A 26,898-nucleotide genomic window follows, 5' to 3' on the forward strand; every position below is an offset into this window, starting at 1 on the left:
AAAGTCAGAGTCTATTTTTCTTATTCCCGATTACTGGAGAGAATATATAGGCCAGAAAAAAACTCGCCGCTCGGGCGAGTTTTTTGTCATAGTTTGTACACTTGTGCCTCATATGGGCGAAGCGTGAACGGTTCAATTGGCTCCATGTTGCCGATGACACGTTCTTTCACTTCATACGGAAGCGTTCTTGTTTGCGTCTCGGCTGAGAAGTTACATAAGACGAGCCACGTCTCCCCGTCGAGCGTGCGTGTGAACGCATAGATGGCTTCGTCTTCCGGAAGCAATAACTCATACTTCCCGTAGACGACGACCGGATTCTGTTTCCGCAACGTGATCAGCTGACGATAGTAATGGAAGAGCGAGTCTGGATCGTTTCGTGCCGCTTCCGCGTTCACCTCAATGTAGTTCGGGTTAACGTCGATCCATGGCGTACCCGTCGTGAACCCGCCTTGCGCCTCAGCCGACCATTGGACCGGTGTCCGCGAATTATCACGTCCACGGGCGTGGATGCCACGGAAGATTTCCTCGTGCGTCAACAAGCCGTTCGATGTGTAATCGCGGTACGCATTGAGCGTCTCGATGTCACGATACTTCTCGATCGAGTCGAACGCGACGTTTGTCATCCCGAACTCTTCCCCTTGATAAATATAAGGCGTCCCTTTCAACATGTGCAAAAGTGTCGCGAGCATCTTGCCGGAGACGACCCGGTACTCGTCTGAATCGTTACCGAAACGTGAAATCGCCCGCGGTTGGTCATGGTTACTCCAATAAAGGCTGTTCCACCCTTCTTCGTCAAGCCCTTCTTGCCAACGAGAGAAGATCGTCTTCAAGTCCGTCAAGTTCCAGTCGGTCGGGTTCCACTTCCCGAAACTGCCGTTGCCGACGTCGACGTGTTCGAAATGGAACACCATGTTCAACTCGTTCCGGTCTTCTCCCGTATAAAGCTTCGCTTCCTCGACGCTGACGCCCGGCATCTCGCCGACCGTGATCGTGTCGTACTTCGATAACACTTCCCGGTTCATCTCTTGCATGAACTCGTGGATGCGGGGGCCATTGAAGAAGAATGGTGTCCCGTCTCCGTACCCGGTGCCGCGCGTCTCCCCGTCCGGATAGCTCTGATCTTTTGAAATCATGTTGATGACGTCCATCCGGAAACCGTCGACGCCTTTATCGAGCCAATACGTCATCAAATCGTATACTTCCCGGCGCAACGTCTCCGACTCCCAGTTCAAGTCAGGCTGTTTCTTACTGAACAGATGCAAGTAGTATTCATCGCTCGCCTCATCGTATGCCCACGCACTGCCACCAAAGAAAGCGCCCCAGTTTGTCGGCGGTTGACCATCCTTGCCCTTTTTCCAAATGTAGTAGTCTCGGAACGGGCTATCTTTTGAAGAACGAGATTCCATGAACCAGTGGTGCTCGTCTGACGAGTGATTGACAACGAGGTCCATCATGATTTTAATGCCGTGACGGTGTGCCTCTTCAAGCATCGCGTCAAAGTCGTCAATCGTTCCGAACTCATCCATGATGGCACGATAGTCGCGAATGTCGTAACCGTTGTCGTCGTTCGGTGAATCATACACTGGCGACAGCCAGATGACGTCAATCCCGAGTTCAGCCAAATACGACATCTTCTCCGTGATCCCTGGGATGTCCCCAATCCCGTCCCCATTCGAATCGTTAAAGCTGCGGGGATAAATTTGATACACGACTGCTTCTTTCCACCATTGTTTCATAGTTGTTTCCTCCTCATCATCGGTTCAATCTGACGTCATCATCGTAACCCGTCCCGACGTTCATGCCTATTCATGATATGATCAATATATGCACAATCTTGCTATTATAAAGGAGTGATTCAATGGAAATCGGCTTTTGTGGCTATTCATACCATACCTCCACATATACTTTTCCGTTCGCTAACCGATTGGGCACGTACTTGATCCGCTTGCAGACAGAAGGAGCGGCCCGTGTTCTTGTCAATGGGGAGACGTACGTCACACGTCCTGGTGATTTATTGCTCGTCACACCAGGGGATTACTATGAGTTGAACATCGATACTCCCGCGAGTGGCGACTATCATTTGTTTTGTGCTGGCCCGACGCTCGATGCATGGTGGGCGACGGGAACTCGCTCCAGGATCACGTCGATCTCGATCGACCCACGCCTTCTCTCGCTTTGGCAACATATCACCGAAGAAGCGCGACGACCAGTGGATGAACAGAGCACCGCGTTGATCGAAAAGTTGGTCGAGGCGCTTTTACTCATGCTCGACCGATCGATGGTGGACGGCCGGACCAATATCCGTCCCCCTGTCGTGTCTCGCATGATGCGTTATATAGAAAGAAACGTCACAGCAGACTTTAAAATCGTCGATGTCGCCGACGCGGTCGACTTGAGCGTGTCGCGGACCGTGCACCTCTTTAAAGAAGTGACTGGCATGACGATTATCGAGTACGCCCAGTCGATCCGGTTACAGCTCGCCGAAGAGCAAATGCGGTATACACAACACTCGCTCGAACGAATCGCCGAGCTATCCGGTTTTCGAACATACCCATATTTCCATCGCATCTTCAAACGGAAATATGGCGTCGCACCAGGGGTGTATCGCACACTTCAACAAAAAAACGAAAAAAAATAAAAAAAGAGTGATCCATTTTTTGAACCGCTCCGTTAGATGGGTGTAAACAACGACAACACTCACAAAAAAAGGAGCGATTCACATGAAGAAGAAAACAATGAACAAGATTGTAGCACCAGCGTTAGCGTTAGGCTTACTCGTCCCAATCAACGCCCAGGCGGCAGATCACGCACCGACAGCGAGTACACCGGCTGGTGACCTTCGTGCGACCCTCGACCAGTTGCTGTCTGAGCATTACGTCTTAGCGGTCACATCGATGATGAAAGCATATGACGGAGCACCTGACGCTGAAGTCGCGATGAAAGCGCTCGACCAGAACGCACTCGATATGACACCGGCTATCGCATCAATCTACGGTGACGAAGGCGCGGCGCAATTCGAAGAAATCTTCGCCGGCCATAACGACTACTCGGCAGACTTCGTCGAAGCAGCCAAGTCAGAGGATCAAGCACTCCGCGCTGAAGCAGAAGCAGAAGTAGATGAATTCGTTGAAGAATTCTCAACGTTCCTCGACGCAGCGACAGAAGGAAACCTTCCAAAAGACGCTGCAGCTGACGTCCTTGAACTTCACGAAGACCAAGTTCTCTCAGTATTCGACAACTATGTCGCAGGTGACTATGAGTCGGCATATATGACGTATCGTGAAGGATACAAGCTCATGTTCGACATCAGTAAAGCCCTCTCAGGTGCAATCGTCACACAAATGCCTGACAAGTTCGATTCACCAGCCGACACACCGGCCGTCGAGCTTCGCTCGACATTGAACAGCCTTGCTGGTGAACACTTCGCCCTCGCCGCAATCGGCATGCAAAAAGGGTACGACCAAGCAGAAGACTTCGACTACGTGAGCTGGGCTGAAGATCAGAACACACTCGATTTCAAAGCAGCCATCGGTTCAGTCTACGGTGATGAAGGTGCGGCCCAGTTCGAGAAAGTATGGAACGGCAACCACATCACAGCCCAAGGTGACATCGTTGCCGCTACACTCGAAGGCGACGAAGCGAAAATCGAAGAAGCCCGCATGAAGCTCGACCAGTTCGCTGTCGACTTCAGCACATTCCTCGACGCGGCGACAGAAGGCAACTTGCCACAAGCTGCCGGTGAAGAAGCAATCAAACAACACGAAGCACTCGTGCTTCAAACGTTCGATCAATATGTAGCCGGTGATGCAGAAGCGGCTTGGATGTCATTCCGTGAAGGATACGCGTTCATGTTCGGTGTTGGTGAGACACTCGGTAACGCGATTGTGACGCAAATGCCTGACAAGTTTGCTGAAACAACGATGCCTGAAGAAATGCCTGAAACAGGTCTCGGTGGTGCACAAACACAATCGATGAACACACTCTACGCTGGCCTTGCTGTACTTGGCGGAATCTTACTCGCCTTTGTCACACTTCGCAACCGTAAAGTATCTGAACAATAAGAAATAAGGAGGGAGCCCATGAACAAGCGCCATTTGTTTCTGGCGCTCTCTCTCTTTTGTTTTGGCTTCTGGACGTGGACGAGCGCCCAAGAATCGTCGTCACCACCTGTAGAAGAAAAACAAATAGAGGAGAGTCCAGATTTATCGGCTGAATTCTCACTTCTACAGGAAGAGGTGAAGAAGCTCCGATTAGCCGAGGAAGAGGAAAGTGCCAAGGCCGCTACACCCGTCCAACTTCAAATCCCAAAAATCAACGTCGACACCGCCATCGAACAAGTCGGCGTGCTCGAAAACGGACAGATGGGCGTGCCAGCTGATGAGGATCAAGTCGGCTGGTTCGAGCCCGGTGTCAAGCCCGGCAGTAAAGGCAATGCCGTCATCGCCGGACATGTCGACAGTAAGACGGGGCCCGCCGTCTTCTACGAGCTCGACCAACTCGTTGAAGGTGATGAAATCGTCATCGTTGACGAGGCTGGGAACACGCTCCGGTTCGAGGTTACGAAGACCGAGCGGTATGAGACAGCAAGTGCGCCCATTAAAGAAATCTTCGGCGCAACGGATAAACGGAACTTAAACTTGATCACGTGTTCCGGAACGTTCGGCAGTGCCGGTTATGACGAGCGATTCGTCGTCTATACCGAACTCGTCGATGCGGAAGTGCCTCTCGCTGATGACATCGCGCTCGATGTCCCGACGAACGTCGAACTTCGCGGTACGTTCCTCACGTGGCATGCCGTCCGTAATGACACTGTGATTGGATATCGGATTTACCAAGTCATTGACGGGGAGAACGTGCATCTTGAGAGCGTTCCGTCCCATGCCCGAAAAAGTATTGAAGTGCCGGACGAAGGGGCCACCTATTACGTCACGGCAATCGACCGGCTCGGCAATGAATCGAGTCCTTCCGAACAAACGAAATAACACTCGAAACACGCATCTTTTAGGGCACTGAAAGACCTTCGCGTTATCTGAGCGTGAACTGAAAAGGGGACTGAACCGACTCACGTCGGGACAGTCCCCTTTTCCTTTGGTCTTATCTCGAAGGGTGATGATTCGCTTCAGGTTGACCGCGACTAGTTTGCAGCAGCATATTCGGCAAGTCGGACATGTATAGCGGCGTGCCGGACGGAAGCACTCGGATGTTGAAGTATTTCAGTGCCATCTACAAAATCTAAGGGCCTTTTGTCTATTTTCCATATATAGTGAATGTAGCAAAAAATACATCGAGTTAAGATAAGGAGTTTCAAATCATGAGGATTCAACTTTCAAAACCTTTTGCAAATCAGTTAACGAGAAGAATTCGCACCATTTGGGGTGTGAACGACACATATTATTGGTACCCTCTCTCCACCTCTCGTCGATTCGATGTGATTGCATTCGATAGCGATTACATTGAAGATGTCGATCAAAAAATCGAAGAAATCCAGCAATGGATACGGGACCAAGGGACGGAACAAATATTTGAACTGCATGAGGACCGTACGCTATGGCAAATCGACACCGCTTCATTAGATCCTTGTTATGACGGTCGGTATTTAGAACGTTATTGGTTTGACCAAAAAATGAACTGGATTATTTATGCATCCCATGAAAGTACAATTAGCTTCGGTGGGACTGGATTGATCACATCACTTCAATCCCATTGGTCGGATTGGCAAGAGCATCTGTCTGCTTTAGACAATCGTTTCTTTGAGTAATGAATTTCACAAAAAAGACGCACCCATTTTTGATGAATGAGTGCGCCGTACTTATACGAAACATGGAATCTGCGGGTTGAACGTCTTGTTGTTCTCCGTCATGATTTGCTTCTTAATTTTGCCTTCTCCGAGGTAGACGATGCGGTCAGCGAGCGCTTCCGCGTCCTCTTCGTCGTGGGTGACGAAGATCGTCGTCGTACCCGTCTGTTTCAAGAGACGGCGCAAGTCGTCGCGGATCCGGTGCTGGAGTGACGTGTCCAAGTTACTGAACGGCTCATCCAAGATGAGGAGGGACGGCTTCGGTGCGAGCGCACGCGCGAGCGCGACACGTTGCTGTTGACCGCCGCTCAATTCGTACGGGAACCGGTGACGGAACTCCGACAAGTTCACGAGCGCAAGCATCTCCTCGACCCGTTCGTTCCGTTCTTTCCGTCCAAGTTTATGAAGGCCAAAACGGATGTTCTTCTCAACGGTCATGTGCGGGAAGAGTGCATAGTCTTGGAACACCATGCCAACACCGCGTTGTTCCGGCGGCATGAATTGGCAGTCGTCACAACAGACGCAATCGTTGACGACGACGACGCCTTGATTCGGCATCTCGAGACCGGCGATGAGGCGTAAAATCGTACTTTTCCCCGAGCCGCTGTCACCAAGAAGCGAGACAATCTCACCTTTTGTGATCGAGAGCGAGAACCCTTTGATCGTCTCTTCATGCGCACCTTTATAGCTGAAGTGTAAGTCGTTGATTTGAACAAACATTAGTCGGCCTCCTTATCAAGCACCTTATGGAAAACAAAGATCAACAATCCGCTCATGAGCACGATGACGATCGAGGCGAGCGCGGCCTCATGAATCTTCTCGTCACTGACATATTTGAACGCTTGCGTCGCAAGCGTTGAGAAGTTGAACGGTTGTAAAAACAGCGTCAGCGGCAACTCTTTCATGATGTCGATAAAGACGAGGATGAACGCACTCATGATCGCCCCTTTGATCATCGGGATATCAACCCGGAAGAACGTCTGCACGGTCCCCCACCCGAGCATACGCGACGCCTCTGTGAACGACTTTCCGACTTTCTCGAACCCGCTCTCGATCGAGTTGTACCCGATGGCGAGGAAACGAATGACGTAGGCGAAGATGAGCATGATGAGCGTCGTCCGGAATACGAACGTCTGCCCTAAATCTAACGCGAGCGCCACTTTCAACACCCATTCATCTAATAGTAAGAACAATGTGATGACAGCGATGGCGATGGCCGCTCCCGGAATCGAATAGCCGAGCGTCGTCACTTTCGAGATGACACGCGTCATGTTCGATGGGAACAATCGCGTATAGTTGGCGATGATGAGGGCGAACACGAGAATGATCACCGTGGCGATGAAGGCGACGCTCACCGTGTTCCAGACGAGTCGGAAGAATTCCGCTGTGAACACTTGCTCGAACGTCAGCACCGTCCAGGCGATGAGCTGGACGAACGGGATGACGAAGGCAATCCCGAACACCGTCGACACGTAACCGAGGACCGCGTAACGATGCCATCCGTTCAGCGGTCTCGGCTTCAGCGGCTTCACTTTCGTCGTCGCATAGCTGAACTGCTTTCTCCCCCGGACGAGCCGTTCCATCGTCAAAATCGCGATGACGAGAATCATGAGCGTCCCGGCGAGTTTAAGCGCAGAAGACGTGTCCTTCATCCCGAACCATGTGCTGAAGATAGCCGTACTGAACGTCTGAATCCCGAAATACTTCACGACCCCATAGTCGTTTAACACTTCCATCAAGACGAGGCTGACGCCGCCGATGATGGCGACGCGAGAAATCGGGATGACGACCGTAAAGAAGATGTCCCATGACCCGCGCCCAAGGATGCGGGCGTTCTCGATCATCGAGGAAGACTGGTTGTGGAGAAAGGCCCTTGTGATCGTATAAATGTACGGATATAAAAAGAGCGTGAAGATGAAGATCGTTCCTTGAATCGTCATGATGTTGAAATACGACTGATTCACGGAAATCCCAAAATCGTTCCGGAGCGTCGTCTGGATGACGCCTGTGTAATTCAAGATCCCATGGTACGTATACGCCCCGATATACGGCGGGATGGCGAGCGGTAAGATGAGCGCCCATTTGAAAAATCGACGGAACGGGAAATCATACACGGTGATAAACCAAGCAAGGCTTGTCCCGATAATCGTCGTCAAGACACCGGTCGCGAGCATGATCACGAGCGTGTTCCTCACGTAACGCGGCAACAAATACTCACGGATATGTTGCCAGTTGTCGTTCACCGGTGCGAACAATTCAATCAAAACGATGATCCCGGGCAAGACGATGAACAACAACGCGATAAAGCTAAGGATGGCCCATCCATTCAGTTGTCGTTTCATCGCATACCAGTTCATGCCGTACAGCTCCCATTCTTTCTTTCGATCACTTCCTGTCCCATCATATCAGTTTCCGCCCTCACGTTGTACCGTCAGACTGTCGAGAAACCGAAAAATCTTCGGCCTGAACGTTTGTTCAAGCCGAAGTCGTCTTATTTCCAACCAGATTCGTTCAACACACGGATAGCTTCTTGCTGATTCTCACCGAGCACAGACAAGTTGATGTCTTGCTCTTTGAACTCACCCCATGATTTGAGGAGCTCGTTCGGTTCGACTGATTCATTGACCGGGTATTCGAAGTTTGCACTTGCGAACTGCTCTTGGGCTGACGGGTTAGACATGAACTCCATGAGCTTCTTCGCATTCTCTGAGTTTTTCGACGCTTTCGTCATCGCGATCCCAGAGATGTTGACGTGCGTGCCAGTCGTGTCTTGGTTCGGGAAGAACACACCGACTTGTTCCGCGACTTTCTTTTCTTCCGCGTCTTCTGAGTTCAACATGAGACCCATGTAGTACGTGTTCATGATGGCGACATCGCCTTCTCCGGCCACAACGGCTTTCGCTTGGTCACGGTCGTTTCCTTGCGGGTCACGCGCGAAGTTGTTCACGAGTCCTTCTGCCCATTCTTTCGCCTTGTCGACACCGTTCACTTCAATGAACGATGCGAGAAGCGAGATGTTGTACATGTTTTCAGATGGACGAACGAGCACTTTCCCGTTCCACTGTTCTTCTGTGAGTGCTTCATACGTCGACAAGTCTTCAGGATTCACACGGTCTTTCGCATAGACGATGACACGAGCACGCTTTGTGAGACCGAACCACTCATTGTCCGTATCACGGTATTTTTCTGGGATGTTCGACTCAAGCACGTCGCTATCGACCGCTTGAAGATGACCTGATTCTTTCGCTTGGTGCAAGTTTCCGGCGTCCGCCGTGATGAAGAGATCTGCTTCTGTGTTCGACCCTTCTGTATTGAGACGCTCGAGTAGCTCGTCGCCCTTCCCTTCGACAACGTTGACTTTCACACCCGTCTCTTCTTCGAACTGCTTGTAAAGCTCTTTGTCGACGTCGTAATGACGGCTTGAGTAGACGTTGACGACTTTTGACTCTTCCGCCGTCTCATTGTCTCCTGTTGACGTTGTCTCTTCTGTGCTCGCGCAAGCGGCAAGCAAAGATGTCGTAAGTGCTGCCGAAAGTCCTAGTGCCATATACTTTTTGTTCATGTGTAAGTCCCCCACGTTTTAGTCTGTTTATTGGTAATGATAATTACTCTCAATTACTATCATCACTGATAATCATTCTCACGTCAACCTTTTTTTGAAATCGTTTACAGTAGTTATAAATTTATAACTTAACAGTTTTGAGGGCATCATTTCTTGACTTCAAAATGATTTGACATTTATGATGAGAAAGAAAAAACCGTCTGGTCGGTATAGAAAAGAGGGGTACGATGACGAACCGATCGAATGTGACGAAACAAAAATTGTTAGATGCGGCAAGCGACATCATTATGGAGCACGGAGTCCATCAACTCACGTTAGATGAAGTCGCTAAGACGGCTGGCGTGTCAAAAGGTGGATTGCTCTACCACTATCCATCAAAAGAGGCGTTATTGACCGCCATCGTCGAGCGGTTGCAAACCGAACAAAACGACATGTACGAATCGCTTCAACTAGAGGGCTACGGTCCGATCGAGGCGTTCGTGCGACTGTTCGACGAGACGAAGTTGTACCCAGAACGTTCTTCACTCCATATCGATGCCGAGAAGATGATCGCTTTTTTAACATTGTTCGCTGTCGATCAAGACTATGCCGAGCGATGGAAGCACGAAATCGACACGTTCTTCGCGCAGTTTCAACAGACGAGCGATCCCGTTGAGACGATGATTATCCGTTATGCGCTCGAAGGGATGATGATGTCCGAACATTTCCACGTCGGCGTCCCTCCGACAGAATTGAAGCAACAAATCATCGCTCGGTTAATCGAGCGAGCCCGCCGTATCGATACGGAAAACTAATTCGCACGCAGAGGAGAATGGAACCCCATGCAAAAAATCACGTCCTTTTCCGTCAACAACAAGTTCGCAGTCTGGTTGATGACGATCATCTTGACGGCCGCCGGAATCTTCGCCGGTCTCACGATGAAACTTGAAACACTTCCTGACATCACGACACCGACCGTTTCGGTGACAACGATTTACCCAGGAGCATCACCTGAGCAAGTGCTCGACGAAGTGAGCACCGTGCTCGAAGACCGGCTGAAAAGCTTGAACGGAGTCGAACAAGTCCGCTCGAGCTCATTCCAAAACGCGTCGAACATTCAAATCGACTATGATTTCAGCACCGACATGGAATCGGCCGAGCAGCAAGTGAAAGACGCACTCAGTAACGTCGACTTGCCAGAAGCCGTCCAGGACCCGCAAGTGTCGCGCCTCAGCTTTGACGCGTTCCCGGTCATCGGGGCAGCGGTCTCAGATGAGAGCCTCGACTTGGCTGAATTGACGAAGCTCGTCGAGGAAGAGTTGCAACCCGCCCTCGAAGGAGTGGAAGGGGCGCAGCTCGTCCAAATCGCCGGACAAGAGATCCGTCGCGTTGAACTTGAGTTCGACGCCGCCGCCCTCGCCGAATACAATTTGACGGAAGAGACGGTCAAGCAGTTGATTCAAGCGAACGATGCCCGCATCGCCCTCGGCCTATATGAACTCGGGGACTCGGAGCAAGCGGTCGTCATCGACGGCAAGTCTGAGACGCTTGAAGCGTTCCGCGACCTGCAAATCCCATACTCACCAGCCGAATCGCCACAGGCGCCAGGTGTGCCGAGTGAACTCCCGACCGGAGAGACACCGCAACTGCCAACCGACCTGCCGACAGACATTCCGAGTGATATCCCGGCCAACGTGCCGACGTCCGTCCCGACGGTCGCCTTGAGCGAACTCGCGACCATCGAAGACCGTGGTATCGAAGAGTCGATTTCACGTTCGAACGGGGAACGGTCAATCGGCATTCAAGTGACGAAGACGCAAGACGCGAACACGGTCGACGTCGTCAACGCGGTCAAAGACATCCTTGATGATTTTGAAGCGGACTATGAGACGGCCAACGTCTCCATCACGCTTGACCAAGGACAACCGATTGAAGAATCGGTCGAGACGATGGTATCGAAAGCGCTACTCGGCGGGTTATTCGCCATCTTGATCATTCTCGTGTTCCTTCGTAACGTCCGCTCGACGATTATCGCCGTCATCTCGATCCCGCTTTCGCTCTTAATGGCGCTCATCGTCTTGAAGCAACTCGACATTACGCTCAACATCATGACGCTCGGTGCGATGACGGTCGCCATCGGTCGTGTCGTCGATGACTCCATCGTCGTCATCGAAAACATCTATCGCCGTCTCACGCGTCCGAACGAACCGCTGCGCGGCAAAGAACTCATCATCGCCTCGACGAAAGAAGTGTTCATTCCAATCGCTTCTTCGACGATCGTGACAATCGCCGTCTTCTTACCGCTCGGCTTTGTGACCGGCTTTGTCGGCGAGTTGTTCTTACCGTTCGCATTGACCGTCGTCTTCGCCTTGCTCGCCTCGCTCCTTGTCGCTATTACGGTCGTGCCGATGATGGCCGACTCGTTCTTCAAGAACCGCGACAAGTTGAAACCAGAAGAAGGTCCAGGCAAACTCGCCGAATGGTACCGTGGTGTCCTCGACTGGTCACTCAACCATAAGCTCGTCGTCTTCGGGCTCGCGACGCTCCTCTTGGTTGGTAGCTTCGCGCTCGTCCCGGCCATCGGTGTCAACTTCTTGAACCAAGACTCTGAGAAGACGTTGTTCGTCACGTTCGACCCAGAACCAGGCCAGACGCTCGACGATTCGATCGCAGCGGCTGAAGTCGCGGAAACGTATTTCATGGACGAACAGCCGAACGCGACCGACGTCCAGTTCACGGTCGGCGGCGAAAACCCGCTCAATCCGGGCAACAACAAGCAAGGAATCTTCATCGTTCAATACGACCCGGCCACGAATGATTTCGCCGACGTCAAACTTTCAGATATCGAACGTTTGAACGAACTCGCCCCTGCCGGTGAGTGGAAAGAGCAAGATTTCACGGGTGGAGGTGCAACGAGCGGCGTGACGTACAACGTCTATGCCAACTCGCTTGAGGATCTCGAGGCGATTGTTCCGACGTTCGTCGAGACGATCGAACAAGAGACCGATTACGTCCGTCAAGCCACGTCTGACTTGCGTGAGTCGTACGTGCAATACACGTTCAACGTCGACCAACAAGCGGCAGCTGAAGCCGGTGTCTCGGCGTTCCAAATCGCTCAAACGATCGGCCAGTTCCAGGCACAGGAAAGCCCGCTCGCCAGTGTGACGGTCGATGACAAACAACTCGATGTCATCATCCCGACCGAACAAGTCACATATGACAGCATCGAAGACTTGCAAGCGCAAGAAATCACGACCCCGTTCGGCCCACGTCCAATCTCGGACTTCATTGAAGTCGAGGAAGGGACGACACCGGACACGCTCGTACAGCGCGACGGCAAGCTCCTCGCCCGTGTCAACGTCGAGCTCAGCACGGACAAAGCGACCGAAGCGTCGGCCGCGATTGAAGAACGCGTGGCAGCGATCGACCTGCCTAGCGGTGTGTCCTACGATATCGGCGGCGTGACAGAACAGATTCAAGAGTCGTTCACGCAACTCGGTCTCGCCATGCTAGCGGCCGTTGCCATCGTCTACTTGGTGCTCGTCATTACGTTCGGCGGCGCCATCACCCCGTTCGTCGTCTTGTTCTCGCTTCCTTATGCGATTATCGGGGGACTCGTCGCCCTTCTCATCACGGGTGAGACGATTTCCGTCTCGGCACTCATCGGGGCGCTCATGTTGATCGGGATCGTCGTCACGAACGCGATCGTCTTGATCGACCGCGTCATCCATAAAGAAGCAGCAGGATTATCGACACGCGAGGCGCTACTTGAAGCGGCCGGTACGCGACTCCGTCCGATCCTCATGACGGCGCTCGCGACGATCGGTGCCTTGTCACCGCTCGCCCTCGGCCTTGAAGGCGGCGCCCTCATCTCGAAAGGACTCGGTGTGACCGTCATCGGCGGACTGACAAGTTCGACGCTATTGACGCTCCTCATCGTTCCGATCGTGTATGAGTTCTTCGCACGGTTCCGTAAACAGAAACAAGCGTAATCAAAAAGAGAGTTGACCATCTGCGGTCGACTCTCTTTTGGCGTTCAATAACATTGCATGATGATTTCCGCTTCTTCGAAACGTTTGGCTTGGAGCGCTTCGGTCGGGATGAGGAAGTAAAGGATGCCGGCATCCCCGAACATGACGTCGAGCTCTTCCGTCGAGTCCATTTGAAAGAGTAGGAACGGATTGGAGAAGCGTTCGCCATGCGTGTCTTCAATCTCTTCGAACACATCGTTTTGGACCGCATCCGGATGTCCGCCGATCGCATGCACTTCGCCTTCATCGAACAGTTCTTCCATCGCCGTGAAATCATCCTCCGTCATGTGTTCGAGCAACGAATCGACAATCGGGGCATAGCTTTCCTCGAACGCAACATCACGTTCGTTGAGCGCCTCGCCGATTCGAACGCGCTCGAGTGTCGTTTCATTCGTGTAGACGACACGCCACAAATGCCGTTCGTCCGCATCCCCCCACGGCTGTTCATCCAAATCGTAAAAGAATGATAACAGACCTTCCTTAGGTAGCGCCTCGACCGATTCGCATCTAGCGAAATCGCTCAACCGGAACTGAGCCAAAAACGTCAAATTCTCCCCTGGATGGTCGGCTACACTTACCAAATCAGGATACCCGCCAAATTTGGAGTACCCGATCGCTACTTCCTCTCGCGTTGCGCGCGGGACGAGCTTCACATTGACGCGTTTCTTGAACGCCGCCACAATCTCTTCTCCATGCTCAAGTTCACGTGATTCGATCAACCGCTTTACCGATTGTGGTTCCATTTTCGCACCCCATTTGTATATGATGAAAGTAGTGTAACACACCGAACGTATGTACCCATTATCTTTTTTTGACTAGCCTTTATCTTGACCACGATGTGAAAACTTGAGAAAATGCATACGTTTTGAACTTATACGCGAAAGGATGTCTCTCATGCAACTTCTAATCAAATGGATAATCGGCCTTTCGCTCTTATTCGGGTTAAGCGCGCTCGGCAATTGGATTGTCGCGACGCTCGCCTGGAACGTTCCAGGCAACGTCATAGGGATGGTGTTACTGTTGACCTTGCTCATGACGAAAGTGATCCGTGTCGAGTGGATTGAGGATAGTGCCGGGTTTTTGACGAAACACCTCGCTTTTTTCTTTATTCCGATTGCGGTCGGTCTCATGTCCTATAGCGACCTGTTAAAAGCAGAGGGCATCCCGCTCTTTGTCTCCTTACTTATTAGTTTGCTTGTCGGGCTTGTCGTGACCGCAGTCATCTCAGGTAGACGGGGTGAAGCATCATGACGATCTTTTGGGTACTCGTCACGATTGCCGTCTATCTTATCAGTCGGAAGTTGTCTTTTAAATGGGCGTCCCCGTTCACGAACGTCGTCTTCTTGAGCACCACGTTTTTGATTGTGACGCTTCTTTTATCTGGTCAATCGTATGACGTATATGAACCGGCGAAAGACATCATCACCATCCTGCTCGGTCCGGCGACGGTCGCGTTAGGCTTGCCGCTTTATCGCAACTTGCCGACACTGCTCGCGCGGGCGAAACGCGCCCTTGGCGCGATACTTGCCGGTACCGTCTCGACCATACTTGTCGCCGTCATAGTTGGCACAACACTTACATTGACAGACAAAGTACTCATCGGACTCTCGGTCAAATCGGTCACGGCTCCAATCGCCCTCGAACTCGCGAGACAGCTTCAAGGAGATGCGTCGCTTGCCGCTTCGATCACGGTCGCCTGCGGCATACTCGGTGCCATGATCGGACCCATGATTTTAACACTCTTTAACGTGAGTGATCCGTTCACGCGCGGTCTCGCGCTCGGGACAATCAGTCACGGCATCGGGACGGCCCAAGCCGCGACGGAACATCCGCTATCGGGTGCAACAGGTGGGGCTGCGATGGGACTCTCAGCCATTTTCACGTCGTTTTTGCTTCCTTATTTGCTGCCATTCCTCATTTAATGACACCCGTCCAGTTTTCAAACAATTTTGATACTTCTCCAAACGGTTCCCGTGCTACACTAAAACGGATGAGAAACGATTTGGGGAGGTATTTTTTATGCAATCAAAATTGATTGAACGGTTAATGACGTACGCCAAGATTGACACGCAATCTGACTTCACGAGTGAGACGACGCCGTCGACGGCAAAACAATGGGATTTGATTCGTCATCTCGAAACCGAGTTGAAAGCGCTCGGTCTCGAAGACGTCGAGACGGATGCGTATGGCTACTTGTTCGCGACACTTCCAAGCAACGTTGACTTTGATGTGCCGACGATCGGGCTCCTCGCTCACGTTGACACGGCGACCGATTTCACCGGGACGAACGTCAATCCGCAACTCGTCGAACATTACGAGGGCGGCGATATCGTCTTGAACGAGGCACTCGGTGTCATCATGTCACCGAAAGACTTCCCTGAGCTTGACGGATACGTCGGTCACACACTCATGACGACGGACGGAACGACGCTCCTCGGGGCCGATGACAAAGCGGGCATCGCCGAGATCGTCACCGCGGTCGAGTACTTGCTCGCCCATCCGGAGATCGAACACGGACCGGTCCGGATCGCCTTCACACCGGATGAAGAAATCGGACGCGGACCACACAAATTCGACGTCGAGCACTTCAATGCGGACTTCGCCTACACGATGGACGGCGGTCCACTCGGCGAACTGCAGTATGAGAGTTTCAACGCAGCCGGTGCGACCGTGACGTTCCACGGAACGAACGTCCACCCAGGCAGCGCGAAGAACAAGATGGTCAACTCGATGAAGCTGGCGATGGCATTCCATAACCGCCTCCCGGCCGACGAAGCACCGGAGCACACGAGCGAGTATGAAGGCTTCTTCCACTTGAACGGTTTCTCGGGCGATGTCGAGACGACGACGCTCCAGTACATCATCCGCGACCACGACAAAGCGAAATTCGAGGCACGCAAAGTGTTGCTTGAGAAGCTCGTCGCGGAATGGAAGCAGAAATACGGTGAAGCGCGCATCGACTTGAAGATGGACGATCAATATTACAACATGGCCGAAAAGATCGTCCCGGTGAAACACATCGTCGACACGGTCGCGGACGTCATGCGTGACCTTGGCATTGAACCGAAAATCGAACCGATTCGCGGCGGAACGGACGGTTCGCAACTGTCTTACATGGGCCTTCCGACGCCGAACATCTTTACCGGCGGCGAGAACTATCATGGAAAGTTCGAATATATCTCCGTCAACAACATGGAAAAAGCGACACACGTCATCATCCAGACGCTTCGCACGTTCGCCGAACGGGCTCGAGCATAATTTATGCGCCTCCACTCATTCTCTTCTACACTAGAGATATTGGAGGCGATTTTTTTATGAAGCACACCTTTCACATGAACCTCGACTGGACCGGCGGACGCAACGACGTCGGGACGATCGAGGCGGAACGATTAAAGACAAAGATTTCCATCCCCCCAGAAATGGACGGACCTGGCATCGGGACGAATCCGGATGAGATGCTTCTCGGGGCGGCGGCGACGTGTTATATCATCACCCTCGCGGCCATGCTCGGTCGGAGCGACTTGACGCATCAAGGGATCACGATTGACGCCGAAGGCATCGTCGACGTGACGAACGGCGTGTTCACGTATGAGACGATTCGGTACGCGACGCGCGTCCTGATGCCACAGACCGCGACAGACCGCGACATCTCGCTCGTCGAACGCATCGCCAAGAAAGCGAAAGACGGTTGCATGATTTCACGCGCCTTGGCCGGCAACGTCGCGTTCGAGCTCGACACGACGATCACGCGCGTCGACTGATGTCCCAATTCGAACAACCGTTACGCGAAGGGACAATCGTCAAGCGACGCAATCGGTTCGTCATGGACGTGTTGCTCGATGATGAGGTCGTCGCCTGTCACTGTCCGGTCACAGGACGCATCGGCGACCTCGTCTTTCATGGGGTACCTTGCCTCGTCTCACCGGCAGACGGGACGAACCGCGCGACCCGCTTCACGGTCGAGGCCATCTCGATCGACGATACGCAATGGATCGGCATTCATCAAGGTCGCGTCAACGACTGGGTCGCTCACTTGTTGAGCCTCAACGCCTTACCGGTCTTTTCATCTTCGGAACGCATCGAACGAGAACCCCTCGTCGCACGGTCGCGACTCGATTTCAAAGTTGACGGTCTCTATATGGAAGTAAAGATGCCGCTCACCGAACTATTCGTGACACCGCTCCCCCGCTTTGAACGACGTGCGGTGACGAGACCGGTCGAGACCGAACGGTTGATTCGTCATCTCGAGGCGCTGATCGCAACGTTACCGGAAGCCGGTCGGGCCGTCTTGCTCTATGTCTTCTTGTACGACGCGCCCGTCTTCACGGGAAATCCGAACCGGAGACACGATGCCTTGATTCGCCAGTTGATACGTGAGGCGATTAGGAATGGGCTTGAAGTGTGGCAGGTGAACGGTCGCGTCTCTCCTGATGGCATCACGCTGCTCCGCTGTTTCGAGACGACGGCGTCACAATAAAAACAGCCATCACACGATGGCTGTTTCACTGTAATAAGAGCGGCGTGACGTACGCTTCGATGACAGCCGAGATGGCGAGTAGCGGGACGACGATGAAAAGAAACATCTTCAACCCGACGAAAAAGAGCGCTTTTAACGTGACGTCCGTCTCTTTCCCCCGCATCCTGTGCCAAATATGTCGGTTGAGCGACAACCCCATCGCCGCACCGAGCAGGATGGCCGAAATCTCCGTGATGCCGTGCGGCAAGATGCCGAGCGCGATCACTTTCATGACCGATTCGCCGGCAAAGTCGACGATCATGGCGACGAGGCCGATGATGGCCGCGTTGACGACGATGAACACATACGGGATGAACAATGGGATCATCCCAAGTAAAAAGGCGAGTAGTGCGACGCGCGTGTTGTTCACGAAGAGGGCGATCATCGTATCAAACGCACTCGTATCGAACGTCAGTCCACGCGACTCGAACATATCGCCAATCTGAGTCAAGATTTCTTCGATTTGCTCACTCGTGACGAATGAACGAAAGATGAAATAAGACGCAATGCTCGTCACGATGAAAATGACGAGCAGTCGAAAGAAGTCTTTTCGATAATAGTTGCTCCACGCTTCACGAAGCGATAATGATGTTTTCATAGTCTTCCCCCCCTAATTTCCTTCTACGAAGCTTGTCAACTTTTGTTTCATATTTACCCATCACTGCGCGTTTTCAAAAAACATGATACAATACACGTCGTAAACTAATCAGAAAAACGAGGGATCCTATACATGATTACAGTAAATAACGTAAGTCTCCAATTCGGTGGACGCAAGTTGTTCGAAGACGTGAACATCAAGTTCACACCAGGCAACTGTTACGGATTGATCGGCGCGAACGGTGCCGGAAAATCAACATTCTTAAAAATTCTTGCCGGCGAGCAAGATACGACGACAGGTGACGTCAGCTTCTCACCAGGCGAACGCCTCGCCGTCCTCAAACAGGACCATTACGCGTATGAAGACCAAGCTGTTCTCGAGACCGTCATCATGGGTCACGAACGCTTGTATCAAGTCATGAAAGAAAAAGACGCTATTTATATGAAAGAAGACTTCTCTGACGAGGACGGCATGCGTGCCGCGGAACTCGAAGGCGAATTCGCCGAGATGAACGGTTGGGAAGCTGAATCGGAAGCCGCAATGGTCCTTCAAGGACTCGGCATCACGGACGCTTCGCACCATAAACTCATGAGCGAGCTCACAGGCGGCGAGAAAGTTAAAGTCCTCCTCGCACAGGCGCTATTCGGCAAGCCGGACATCCTGCTTCTTGATGAGCCGACGAACGGACTTGACCTCAAGGCGATCCAATGGCTCGAAGAGTTCTTGATCAACTTCGAGAACACCGTCATCGTCGTATCCCACGACCGTCACTTCTTGAACAAAGTTTGTACGCACATGGCCGACCTCGACTTCGGGAAAATCCAATTGTACGTCGGGAACTACGACTTCTGGTACGAGTCGAGCCAACTCGCCTCGCGTATGGCCAACGACCAGAACAAGAAAAAAGAAGAGAAAATCAAAGAACTCCAAAACTTCATCGCCCGTTTCAGCTCGAACGCCTCGAAGGCGCGTCAAGCGACATCACGTAAGAAGTTGCTCGATAAGATCACACTCGATGACATTCGTCCGTCATCACGCCGTTACCCGTTCGTCGGATTCTCGATGGAACGTGAAATCGGGAACGACGTCCTTTACGTCGACAACGTCTCGAAGACGATTGATGGCGTGAAAGTGCTCGACAACGTCACGTTCTCACTGAACAAGACGGACAAAGTCGCATTCGTCGGCCGTTCAGACGTCGCCATCACGACGCTCTTCAAAATCATCATGGGCGAAATGGAACCGGATACGGGTACGGTCAAATGGGGCGTGACGACGACACAGTCGTACTTCCCGAAGGACAACTCGGAATACTTCGAAGGCTCGGACAAGAGCATTTTGGACTGGTTACGCCAGTTCTCGCCAGCAGACGAGTCGGACACGTTCCTCCGCGGCTTCCTCGGACGCATGCTCTTCTCAGGCGAAGAAGTCATGAAGAAAGCATCTGTCCTCTCAGGGGGAGAGAAAGTCCGTTGCATGCTCTCGAAAATGATGCTCTCGAACTCGAACGTCCTCGTCCTCGACGATCCAACGAACCACTTGGACCTCGAGTCGATCACAGCGCTCAACAACGGTCTCGAGACGTTCAAAGGCGTCCTCCTCTTCAGCTCGCATGACCATCAGCTCATCTCGACGATCGCCACGCGCATCATCGAAGTGACGCCGAACGGTATCGTCGACAAAGAAGCGACGTACGATGAGTTCCTCGAGAACGAATCGCTTCAACAACAAGTCGAATCACTCTATCAGAACGCATAAGAAAAATCGATCGGCCGCGGCCGATCGATTTTTTTATTGGACTTCGACCGTCTCCATGACGTGTTCATGGATGTCGTGCCCTTTCGTCACATGGACTTGAACGTTATATGGTCCCGCCTCGGTAAACGTGTGCTCCCCTGTGTACACACCGTCCGTCTCTTCAAGTTTCACCCACTCATGTTTTTCAGCCCCGTCTTTGAACACTTCGAGTTGGACGTCAGCCCCAGTGAGCGTCTCGTGGTCGATTTCCACGTTCACCTTGAACGGTTGCGGTTCGTTCACCGTCGCTTGTTTCGGTTCAAGCACAATGTCAGCACCGGCGTGGTGATGATGGTCGCTCGCTTCTTCCGCCTCAGCCGCCGTTTCCGGATGACCGACCGTGACGTTCGTCGTCGGCATCGTGTGCATCGATCGAGCCGTCACATGGACTTGCACCGTATAAACCGCTTCATCGGCGAACGTCGTGTCGACTTCATATACCCCGTCTTCAGTCAGTGACGCCTTCATCATCTCGCTGTCTTCTTTTGCCCCGTTCTTCCATACTTCGAACTTGATTTCGTCGGCATCGTCGACCGGCTTGTCTTCTTGCGTGACACGTACCGAGAGCGTGACGGTTTCCCCTTTGTCCGCTGTCGCCGGCACGTTCAATTCGGCTTCGACGGGTTCCATCGATTGGACGGTTTGAGCCGCATTGTCTGTTTGTTCGGATCCACAAGCCCCAAGCACCAGTACGCTAGCGAGACTTGTCGCCATTCCCAAATTCATCATTGTTCGTTTCATCATACATCCCCCTATTTAATCGCTTACATGTTTCACACTTTGTTCATGATACCATCCTTTTTCAGGAAATGTGTGAGGATTGTGTGATATTTACCACGCCCCTCGCTCATAAATTGCACACATAATTTGAGAGACGTTCGCCAAAAATTCCTTTGTCTAATTTTAGGTTTTTTGATGAGATCATCTGAAATGGGGTATATAAAATATATATACAGCTCAATATTTGGAAAGCCTTAACATCAAGATACATACACCATGAATGGAGGCGAATGGAAAATGAAGAGCAGGTTCGTACGTGTATTAATGGCCTTGTTGATCATGTTGGCACCGTTAGTCACTTATCCAAAATCAGCCGATGCCGCCGCTTCAAAATTCATAACGAGCGTGAACACGACCAGTAAAGTCGTGGCATTGACGTTCGATGATGGGGCGGATGGTGCGAATACGAATAAGATTTTGGACATACTCGCGAAAAACAACGTCAAAGCCACTTTCTTTTTAACTGGATCGGGCGCCAACCATCACCCCCAATACATTAAAAACATCGCAGCCAAAGGTCACCAACTCGGTAACCACTCCTTCAGCCATCCAGACTTTACCAAATTAACCGCCACTCAAATGAAAACAGAGCTCGATCGGACGGAAGCGATCGTCAAGTCACTAACAGGCAAGACGACAAAACCGATTTTCCGGGCACCGTTCGGCGCTGTGAATAGTGCCGTCTTGAACGGAGTCGGTGCGGCCGGCTACGGTTACACGATTCAATGGAACATCGACACAATCGACTGGAAAGGGCTTACCGCCAGTCAAATCAATACGAAAGTCCAATCGAACATCAAACCTGGCTCAATCGTCTTGATGCACACAGGTGCAGGCGCACCGGGCACACCGCTCGCCTTGCCTACGATGATTTCACAACTAAAAGCGAAAGGGTACAAGTTCGTCACCGTCTCACAACTGCTCGCGTATCAACAAGCACCGACCGGTAAAACGTACACTGTCAAATCAGGGGATACGCTCTACAGCATCGCCCGTGCTTACAACGTCACCGTCGCCGCCCTCGCTGCCGCGAACAAAATCACCAACTACAACTTGATTTCCGTCGGACAAGTGCTCGTCATTCCAGGTACGACCGTCACACCGCCGCCTACGACGACCGTCAAATACACGGTCAAGTCAGGCGACACCCTCTATAAGATCGCGACGCTGTATAAGACGACCGTCGCGAAAATTGCCGCCGCCAACAATATTACGAACGTCAACTCGATTTACGTCGGACAAGTGTTGATCATCCCGGGCACGACCGTCACACCGCCGCCTGCGACGACCGTCAAATACACGGTCAAGTCGGGCGACACCCTCTATAAGATTGCGACGGCATATAATACGACCGTCGCCAAAATTGCTGCCGCCAACAATATCACGAACGTGAATTTGATCAGCGTCGGTCAAATGCTCACGATTCCACGCTGAACACGTGTCATGTATGAAACTTTTCAGTGAACTCCTCGTAAATGGAAATGAAGAAAGATTTATCCATTAACTGAAGGGGGATTTGAAATGGGACGCATGATGCTACGTCTTGGAATCGAAACGGGAATCGGAATCGGCATATCTACCTTTTTGTTCTTTATGTTGATTTGGTTAGGTTATTCCGATGCGCAAACGACAGGAGATCCGATCACATTTCTAACGATTGAAATCTTTAGCGTGCAGAATGGGAATGAACTTGCGAACAACGAAAACATGACTTGGATTGGAATGGTAATCACGGGTACTTGTATCGCGTTGGCTGAGACGTATCGTTCCCTTCGAAAAAATCGGCATTCAAAAACAGCTGCATAACTTCGCTTGGCACAGCGCGTATATCTCTTGGAGTCACAACTTTAAAGCAATCAAAAAGATGGCGCCCGTCGCGGCACCATCTTTTTTGATGTCATTTTACTTCAAACTGCTCTGCCTCGGTCGATCCGGCAAGTGCCGTCGTTGACGACTGACCTCCGGAGATGACGAGCGACACCTCATCGAAGTACCCGGTCCCGACTTCCCGTTGGTGACGTGTCGCCGTGTAGCCATGCTGTTCAGCACTGAACTCGGCTTGTTGCAACTCGGAGTAGGCAGCCATACCGCGGTCCTTATATCCGCGCGCGAGCTCGAACATGCCGAAGTTGAGCGAGTGGAAACCGGCGAGCGTGACGAACTGGAACTTGTAGCCCATCGCCCCGATTTCTTGTTGGAACGTGGCGATCTCGTCATCCGACAGCTTCTTCTTCCAGTTGAACGAAGGCGAGCAGTTGTAGGCGAGCAGTTTTCCCGGATACTTGGCGTGAATCGCGTCCGCGAATTGGCGCGCTTCGTCCAAATCTGGCTCCGACGTCTCGCACCAGACGAGGTCGGCGTACGGGGCGTAGGCGAGACCGCGGGCGATAGCTTGTTCGATGCCCGCTTCGGTCCGGTAAAACCCTTCCGGCGTCCGGTCACCGACGATGAACGGGTGGTCGACCGGATCGATATCGCTCGTGATCAAGTTCGCCGCATGCGCGTCCGTCCGGGCGACAATGATCGTCGACACGCCCATGACGTCCGCCGCGAGGCGGGCCGCAATCAAGTTCTTCACGGCCGTCTGTGTCGGCAGCAACACTTTTCCGCCCAGGTGTCCGCACTTCTTCTCCGAAGACAGTTGGTCTTCGAGGTGGACACCGGCCGCTCCCGCTTCAATCATCGCTTTCGTCAGTTCAAAGACGTTCAACACTCCGCCGAACCCGGCTTCCATATCAGCGACGATCGGGGCGAACCAATGCGTGTCGCCTTTCCCTTCCGCCGTCTGAATTTGGTCGGCCCGTTGTAGCGCCTGATTGATCCGTTTCACGACACTCGGCACGGAGTTGGCCGGATACAGGCTTTGATCCGGATACATATGCCCGGAAAGGTTCGCATCGGCAGCGACTTGCCAGCCGCTTAAGTAAATGGCCTCTAACCCCGCTTTCACTTGTTGGATCGCTTGGTTCCCCGTGAGGGCACCGAGGGCATGCACGTAATCGCGCTCATGGAGCAGTTCCCATAGCCGTTCCGCCCCTCTCACCGCGAGCGTGTGTTCGATCAAAATTGATCCGCGAAGTTTCATCACGTCGTCGATCCCATACGGACGCTCGACCCCGTCAAACCGTTCTGATTGAAGTATTTCCTCAAGTTGTTTGCGCTGTTCGTTCATTTCCATTCCTCCTGTATTATATTAGTGATTTTCATTAACTTTTGTTATATAACAGATGATGCACACTTAGTCCAAGTAAGCACAGCACTCAAGCGCCGACTTGAACGTCGAGTGCTCCATCCCGCAACAGCGGCAGACGTTCTCTTCATCGCGCTCTTCCGGCTTGCGGAAGACGACGACTTCTTCGACCGGTTCTCTCGTGATTTGAAGTGAACCGTCTGTCCGATCGAGGACGAGACGCATCAAGTCGTTCCCGTAGACGAACGCCGTGTTGGCGAGCGTCGCTGTCGATTCTCCCGAAACGATGCGGCGGACGACCCAGCGTTCAATCAATTGTTCACTTTCAAGTTTTTTCGTTGTCATGATGATGCTCCTCCTTTTACATTTTCCCGTGTCGACTGTTCGATGAATTCACGACGGCGCCGATGTAAGATCGGTTCCGTATACCCGCTCGGCGAATCCGTTCCTTGGAACACCAAGTCTCTCGCAGCTTGATAGGCAAGCGAGCGTTCCACGTCAGGCGTCATCGGCCGATAATGCGGATCTCCCGCGTTTTGCGCGTCGACGACCTCGGCCATACGCCGGAGCGTCGCTTCCACTTGTTCTTTCGTACAGACACCGTGGTACAGCCAATTGGCCACGTGTTGGCTCGAGATGCGGAGCGTCGCCCGGTCTTCCATCAACCCGATGTGGTGAATGTCCGGCACTTTGGAGCAGCCGACCCCTTGCTCGACCCAGCGGACGACGTAACCGAGCAACCCTTGCAAGTTGTTCTCGAGCTCCTCGTTCACTTCTTCTGCCGTATACTCGTTCGTCGCCAACGGGATCTCGAGGAGACGTCGCTGTTCGCGCTCTGTGTCGAACGGTTCGTCCAATAGCTCACGTTGGACACCGGATGCGTCGACTTGATGGTAATGCAGCGCATGGAGTGTCGCCGCTGTCGGTGATGGCACCCATGCTGTCGTGGCACCTGATCGGACGTGATTGACCTTGTCCCGCATCATGTCATTCATCCGGTCCGGCATCGCCCACATCCCTTTGCCGATTTGGCCGCGGCGATGAAAACCTGCCCCGAGTCCGACGCGAACGTTCAAACGTTCGTAGGCGTCAAGCCACTCTGACGTCTTCATCTCGCCCTTTCGGCGCATCGGCCCAAGCGTGAGCGACGTGTGAATCTCGTCCCCGGTTCGATCGAGGAAGCCAGTGTTGATGAAGACGACACGCCCTTTCACCTGATGGATGCAATTCTTCAAGTTGAGCGACGTCCGCCGCTCTTCATCCATCACCCCGACCTTGATCGTATGGCGCGGCACGTCGATCAAGTCCTCGATGGTGTCGAACAAATCGTTCGTGAAGGCGACTTCTTTTGAACCGTGCATCTTCGGTTTGACGATATAGATGGAGCGTTCACGAGAATTTCGGTTCGCATCCAAGTGACGGCTTGCGATCAAGGCGGTGAATATGCCGTCCACGATCCCCTCGGGCACTTCACGCCCTTCCCCGTCCAGAATCAAATCTGTCGTCATCAAATGACCGACGTTTCGGATGAAGAGCAAGGCTCGTCCCGGCAACACGACTTCACGTCCTCCCGTCCCGATGTAATGACGGTCGGGATTCAACGTCCGCGTGAGCGACTGATCCCCTTTTTTGAACGTGGCCTCGAGCGTGCCGTCCATCAATCCGAGCCAGTTTTCGTAAAGGTGAACTTTGTCTTCAGCCCGGACGGCCGCGACCGAGTCCTCGCAGTCGACGATCGCCGATAATGCCGATTCGAGCTCAATGTCGACGAGCCCTGCCGAATCGCTCTTCCCGACCGGATGATGACGATCGAATTTCAGCTCGGCATGAAGGCCGTTATGGACGAGCAGCAGACGGTCAGGCGATTCAGGAGAACCTGCGTAGCCGACGAAACAGTGCTGTTGGAACGGAACACGTTTCCCGTCTAGGACGGCATAAGCGGCATCGCCCTCGATGCTGTATCCTTCTGCCTCGCGATGCGTCCCTTCACGGAGCGGGAACGTGTCGTCGAGAAACTGTTTGGCGTAGGCGATGACGGCCGCACCTCGGGTCGGGTTATAACCTTTCGTCTTTTCACCGTCCGACTCATCGATCACGTCAGTGCCGTATAAGGCATCGTAGAGACTTCCCCACCTCGCGTTGGCCGCGTTCAAGGCGTAGCGCGCATTGTCGAGCGGGACGACGAGTTGCGGTCCGGCTTGTTGTGCGATCTCCGAGTCGACGTTCGAGACGTCGATTTGGAAGTCCTGGACGACCGGCTCGATGTAACCGATCGATCGAAGGAAACGTTCGTACTCGTTCACTTCAACATTGTGTTTGTGGTCGCTGTACCATTCCTGTAACAGTCGCTCAAACGACTCACGTTCTTGGAGCAACGTCTCATTTCGAGGAATGAACTCGTCGAGTATGCGTTCGACCCCTTGCCAAAATGGATGGTGTTCTGCTGCTTCCGGCAATACACGAGCTGAAACGAAGTCGAGTAGCTGCCGATGTACGCGATAAGTTCCTATTTGCTTATACTGTTCCAAGCCTTCACATCCTCTCGTATTCATTGTTATATATCAGTTGACTTTAATATAGACTATTATATAACAGTTTGGCAACACGTTTTTAAAACTTTTTATTTGCGACCTGGCGACAAAGACGTT

Annotated in this window: 24 protein-coding genes; 14 read left to right on the forward strand and 10 right to left on the reverse strand. The window is 52.4% G+C overall.

Features of this window, described 5'->3' with window-relative positions:
• Positions 1-86: 86 nt before the first annotated feature.
• Entirely contained in the window at positions 87-1,736 is a 1,650-nt protein-coding gene (locus L971_RS00565) for an alpha-glucosidase (RefSeq protein WP_047373802.1), read from the reverse strand.
• Between the two features lie 122 nt (positions 1,737-1,858).
• Here L971_RS00565 and L971_RS00570 point away from each other — a divergent pair, with 122 nt between their 5' ends.
• From L971_RS00570 to L971_RS00585, 4 genes are all read left to right on the forward strand, one after another.
• On the forward strand, positions 1,859-2,638 hold the full coding sequence (locus L971_RS00570) for a helix-turn-helix domain-containing protein (RefSeq protein WP_047373804.1): 780 nt from the start codon (positions 1,859-1,861) through the stop codon (positions 2,636-2,638).
• An 82-nt stretch (positions 2,639-2,720) separates the two neighbouring features.
• A complete protein-coding gene (locus L971_RS00575; protein WP_024370919.1) occupies positions 2,721-4,061 on the forward strand; it encodes a hypothetical protein in 1,341 nt (446 codons plus the stop codon).
• Positions 4,062-4,079: 18 nt separating this feature from the next.
• Positions 4,080-4,982 carry a class F sortase gene (locus L971_RS00580; RefSeq protein ID WP_047373808.1) on the forward strand — a complete coding sequence of 301 codons (903 nt, stop codon included), beginning with the start codon at positions 4,080-4,082 and terminating at the stop codon, positions 4,980-4,982.
• Positions 4,983-5,311: 329 nt separating this feature from the next.
• Positions 5,312-5,758 (forward strand): hypothetical protein, encoded by a 447-nt coding sequence (locus L971_RS00585; RefSeq protein WP_047373810.1) that lies wholly within the window; start codon positions 5,312-5,314, stop codon positions 5,756-5,758.
• A gap of 51 nt (positions 5,759-5,809) precedes the next feature.
• Here L971_RS00585 and L971_RS00590 read toward each other — a convergent pair whose 3' ends face one another.
• The 3 genes from L971_RS00590 to L971_RS00600 form a co-directional block, all read right to left on the reverse strand.
• Positions 5,810-6,517 carry an ABC transporter ATP-binding protein gene (locus L971_RS00590; RefSeq protein WP_047373812.1) on the reverse strand — a complete coding sequence of 236 codons (708 nt, stop codon included), beginning with the start codon at positions 6,515-6,517 and terminating at the stop codon, positions 5,810-5,812.
• A complete protein-coding gene (locus L971_RS00595; RefSeq protein WP_034798780.1) occupies positions 6,517-8,154 on the reverse strand; it encodes an iron ABC transporter permease in 1,638 nt (545 codons plus the stop codon). Before L971_RS00595 ends, L971_RS00590 begins: the two co-directional genes overlap by 1 nt.
• Before the next feature lie 134 nt (positions 8,155-8,288).
• Positions 8,289-9,359, reverse strand: coding sequence for a Fe(3+) ABC transporter substrate-binding protein (locus L971_RS00600; protein WP_024370924.1), 1,071 nt, complete (start codon positions 9,357-9,359; stop codon positions 8,289-8,291).
• Positions 9,360-9,586: 227 nt separating this feature from the next.
• Between L971_RS00600 and L971_RS00605 the strand changes: the two genes are divergently transcribed.
• Positions 9,587-10,153 carry a TetR/AcrR family transcriptional regulator gene (locus L971_RS00605; protein ID WP_024370925.1) on the forward strand — a complete coding sequence of 189 codons (567 nt, stop codon included), beginning with the start codon at positions 9,587-9,589 and terminating at the stop codon, positions 10,151-10,153.
• Between the two features lie 27 nt (positions 10,154-10,180).
• A complete protein-coding gene (locus tag L971_RS00610) occupies positions 10,181-13,330 on the forward strand; it encodes an efflux RND transporter permease subunit (protein WP_047373817.1) in 3,150 nt (1,049 codons plus the stop codon).
• Positions 13,331-13,374: 44 nt separating this feature from the next.
• Here L971_RS00610 and L971_RS00615 read toward each other — a convergent pair whose 3' ends face one another.
• Positions 13,375-14,112, reverse strand: coding sequence for a YwqG family protein (locus L971_RS00615; RefSeq protein WP_047373819.1), 738 nt, complete (start codon positions 14,110-14,112; stop codon positions 13,375-13,377).
• Positions 14,113-14,263: 151 nt separating this feature from the next.
• Here L971_RS00615 and L971_RS00620 point away from each other — a divergent pair, with 151 nt between their 5' ends.
• From L971_RS00620 to L971_RS00640, 5 genes are all read left to right on the forward strand, one after another.
• Entirely contained in the window at positions 14,264-14,620 is a 357-nt protein-coding gene (locus L971_RS00620; protein WP_024370928.1) for a CidA/LrgA family protein, read from the forward strand.
• Positions 14,617-15,291, forward strand: coding sequence for an LrgB family protein (locus L971_RS00625; protein WP_029333851.1), 675 nt, complete (start codon positions 14,617-14,619; stop codon positions 15,289-15,291). The genes L971_RS00620 and L971_RS00625 overlap by 4 nt, the downstream gene beginning before the upstream one ends.
• Before the next feature lie 97 nt (positions 15,292-15,388).
• Positions 15,389-16,627 (forward strand): peptidase T, encoded by a 1,239-nt coding sequence (gene pepT, locus L971_RS00630; protein WP_047373820.1) that lies wholly within the window; start codon positions 15,389-15,391, stop codon positions 16,625-16,627.
• Between the two features lie 56 nt (positions 16,628-16,683).
• Entirely contained in the window at positions 16,684-17,130 is a 447-nt protein-coding gene (locus tag L971_RS00635) for an OsmC family protein (protein ID WP_024370932.1), read from the forward strand.
• Positions 17,130-17,846 carry a DNA/RNA nuclease SfsA gene (locus L971_RS00640; protein WP_047373822.1) on the forward strand — a complete coding sequence of 239 codons (717 nt, stop codon included), beginning with the start codon at positions 17,130-17,132 and terminating at the stop codon, positions 17,844-17,846. Before L971_RS00635 ends, L971_RS00640 begins: the two co-directional genes overlap by 1 nt.
• 25 nt (positions 17,847-17,871) lie before the next feature.
• Here L971_RS00640 and L971_RS00645 read toward each other — a convergent pair whose 3' ends face one another.
• Positions 17,872-18,483, reverse strand: a complete 612-nt coding sequence (locus tag L971_RS00645; protein WP_024370934.1) for a stage II sporulation protein M — start codon at positions 18,481-18,483, stop codon at positions 17,872-17,874.
• A gap of 132 nt (positions 18,484-18,615) precedes the next feature.
• On the opposite strand from L971_RS00645, the gene L971_RS00650 reads away from it, so the two are divergent.
• The gene (locus tag L971_RS00650) at positions 18,616-20,241 is read left to right on the forward strand and encodes an ABC-F family ATP-binding cassette domain-containing protein (RefSeq protein ID WP_024370935.1); all 1,626 of its coding nucleotides are present in this window, start codon (positions 18,616-18,618) and stop codon (positions 20,239-20,241) included.
• Between the two features lie 33 nt (positions 20,242-20,274).
• Here L971_RS00650 and L971_RS00655 read toward each other — a convergent pair whose 3' ends face one another.
• Complete coding sequence (locus tag L971_RS00655; RefSeq protein WP_047373824.1) at positions 20,275-21,021, reverse strand: FixH family protein; 747 nt, start codon at positions 21,019-21,021, stop codon at positions 20,275-20,277.
• 276 nt (positions 21,022-21,297) lie between these two features.
• Between L971_RS00655 and L971_RS00660 the strand changes: the two genes are divergently transcribed.
• Entirely contained in the window at positions 21,298-22,494 is a 1,197-nt protein-coding gene (locus L971_RS00660; RefSeq protein WP_047373826.1) for a LysM peptidoglycan-binding domain-containing protein, read from the forward strand.
• 87 nt (positions 22,495-22,581) lie between these two features.
• Positions 22,582-22,866, forward strand: coding sequence for an LlsX family protein (locus tag L971_RS00665; protein ID WP_047373829.1), 285 nt, complete (start codon positions 22,582-22,584; stop codon positions 22,864-22,866).
• 91 nt (positions 22,867-22,957) lie between these two features.
• Here L971_RS00665 and aceA read toward each other — a convergent pair whose 3' ends face one another.
• The 3 genes from aceA to L971_RS00680 all read right to left on the reverse strand — a co-directional run bounded on the left by aceA (position 22,958) and on the right by L971_RS00680 (position 26,778).
• Positions 22,958-24,232, reverse strand: coding sequence for an isocitrate lyase (aceA, locus tag L971_RS00670; protein ID WP_047373831.1), 1,275 nt, complete (start codon positions 24,230-24,232; stop codon positions 22,958-22,960).
• 66 nt (positions 24,233-24,298) lie between these two features.
• Positions 24,299-24,595, reverse strand: a complete 297-nt coding sequence (locus L971_RS00675) for a hypothetical protein (RefSeq protein WP_024370940.1) — start codon at positions 24,593-24,595, stop codon at positions 24,299-24,301.
• Positions 24,592-26,778 (reverse strand): malate synthase G, encoded by a 2,187-nt coding sequence (locus tag L971_RS00680; protein WP_047373833.1) that lies wholly within the window; start codon positions 26,776-26,778, stop codon positions 24,592-24,594. Before L971_RS00680 ends, L971_RS00675 begins: the two co-directional genes overlap by 4 nt.
• Between the last annotated feature and the right edge of the window lie 120 nt (positions 26,779-26,898).

This window comes from Exiguobacterium sp. ZOR0005 (assembly GCF_000798975.1).
Classification (GTDB): domain Bacteria; phylum Bacillota; class Bacilli; order Exiguobacteriales; family Exiguobacteriaceae; genus Exiguobacterium; species Exiguobacterium aurantiacum.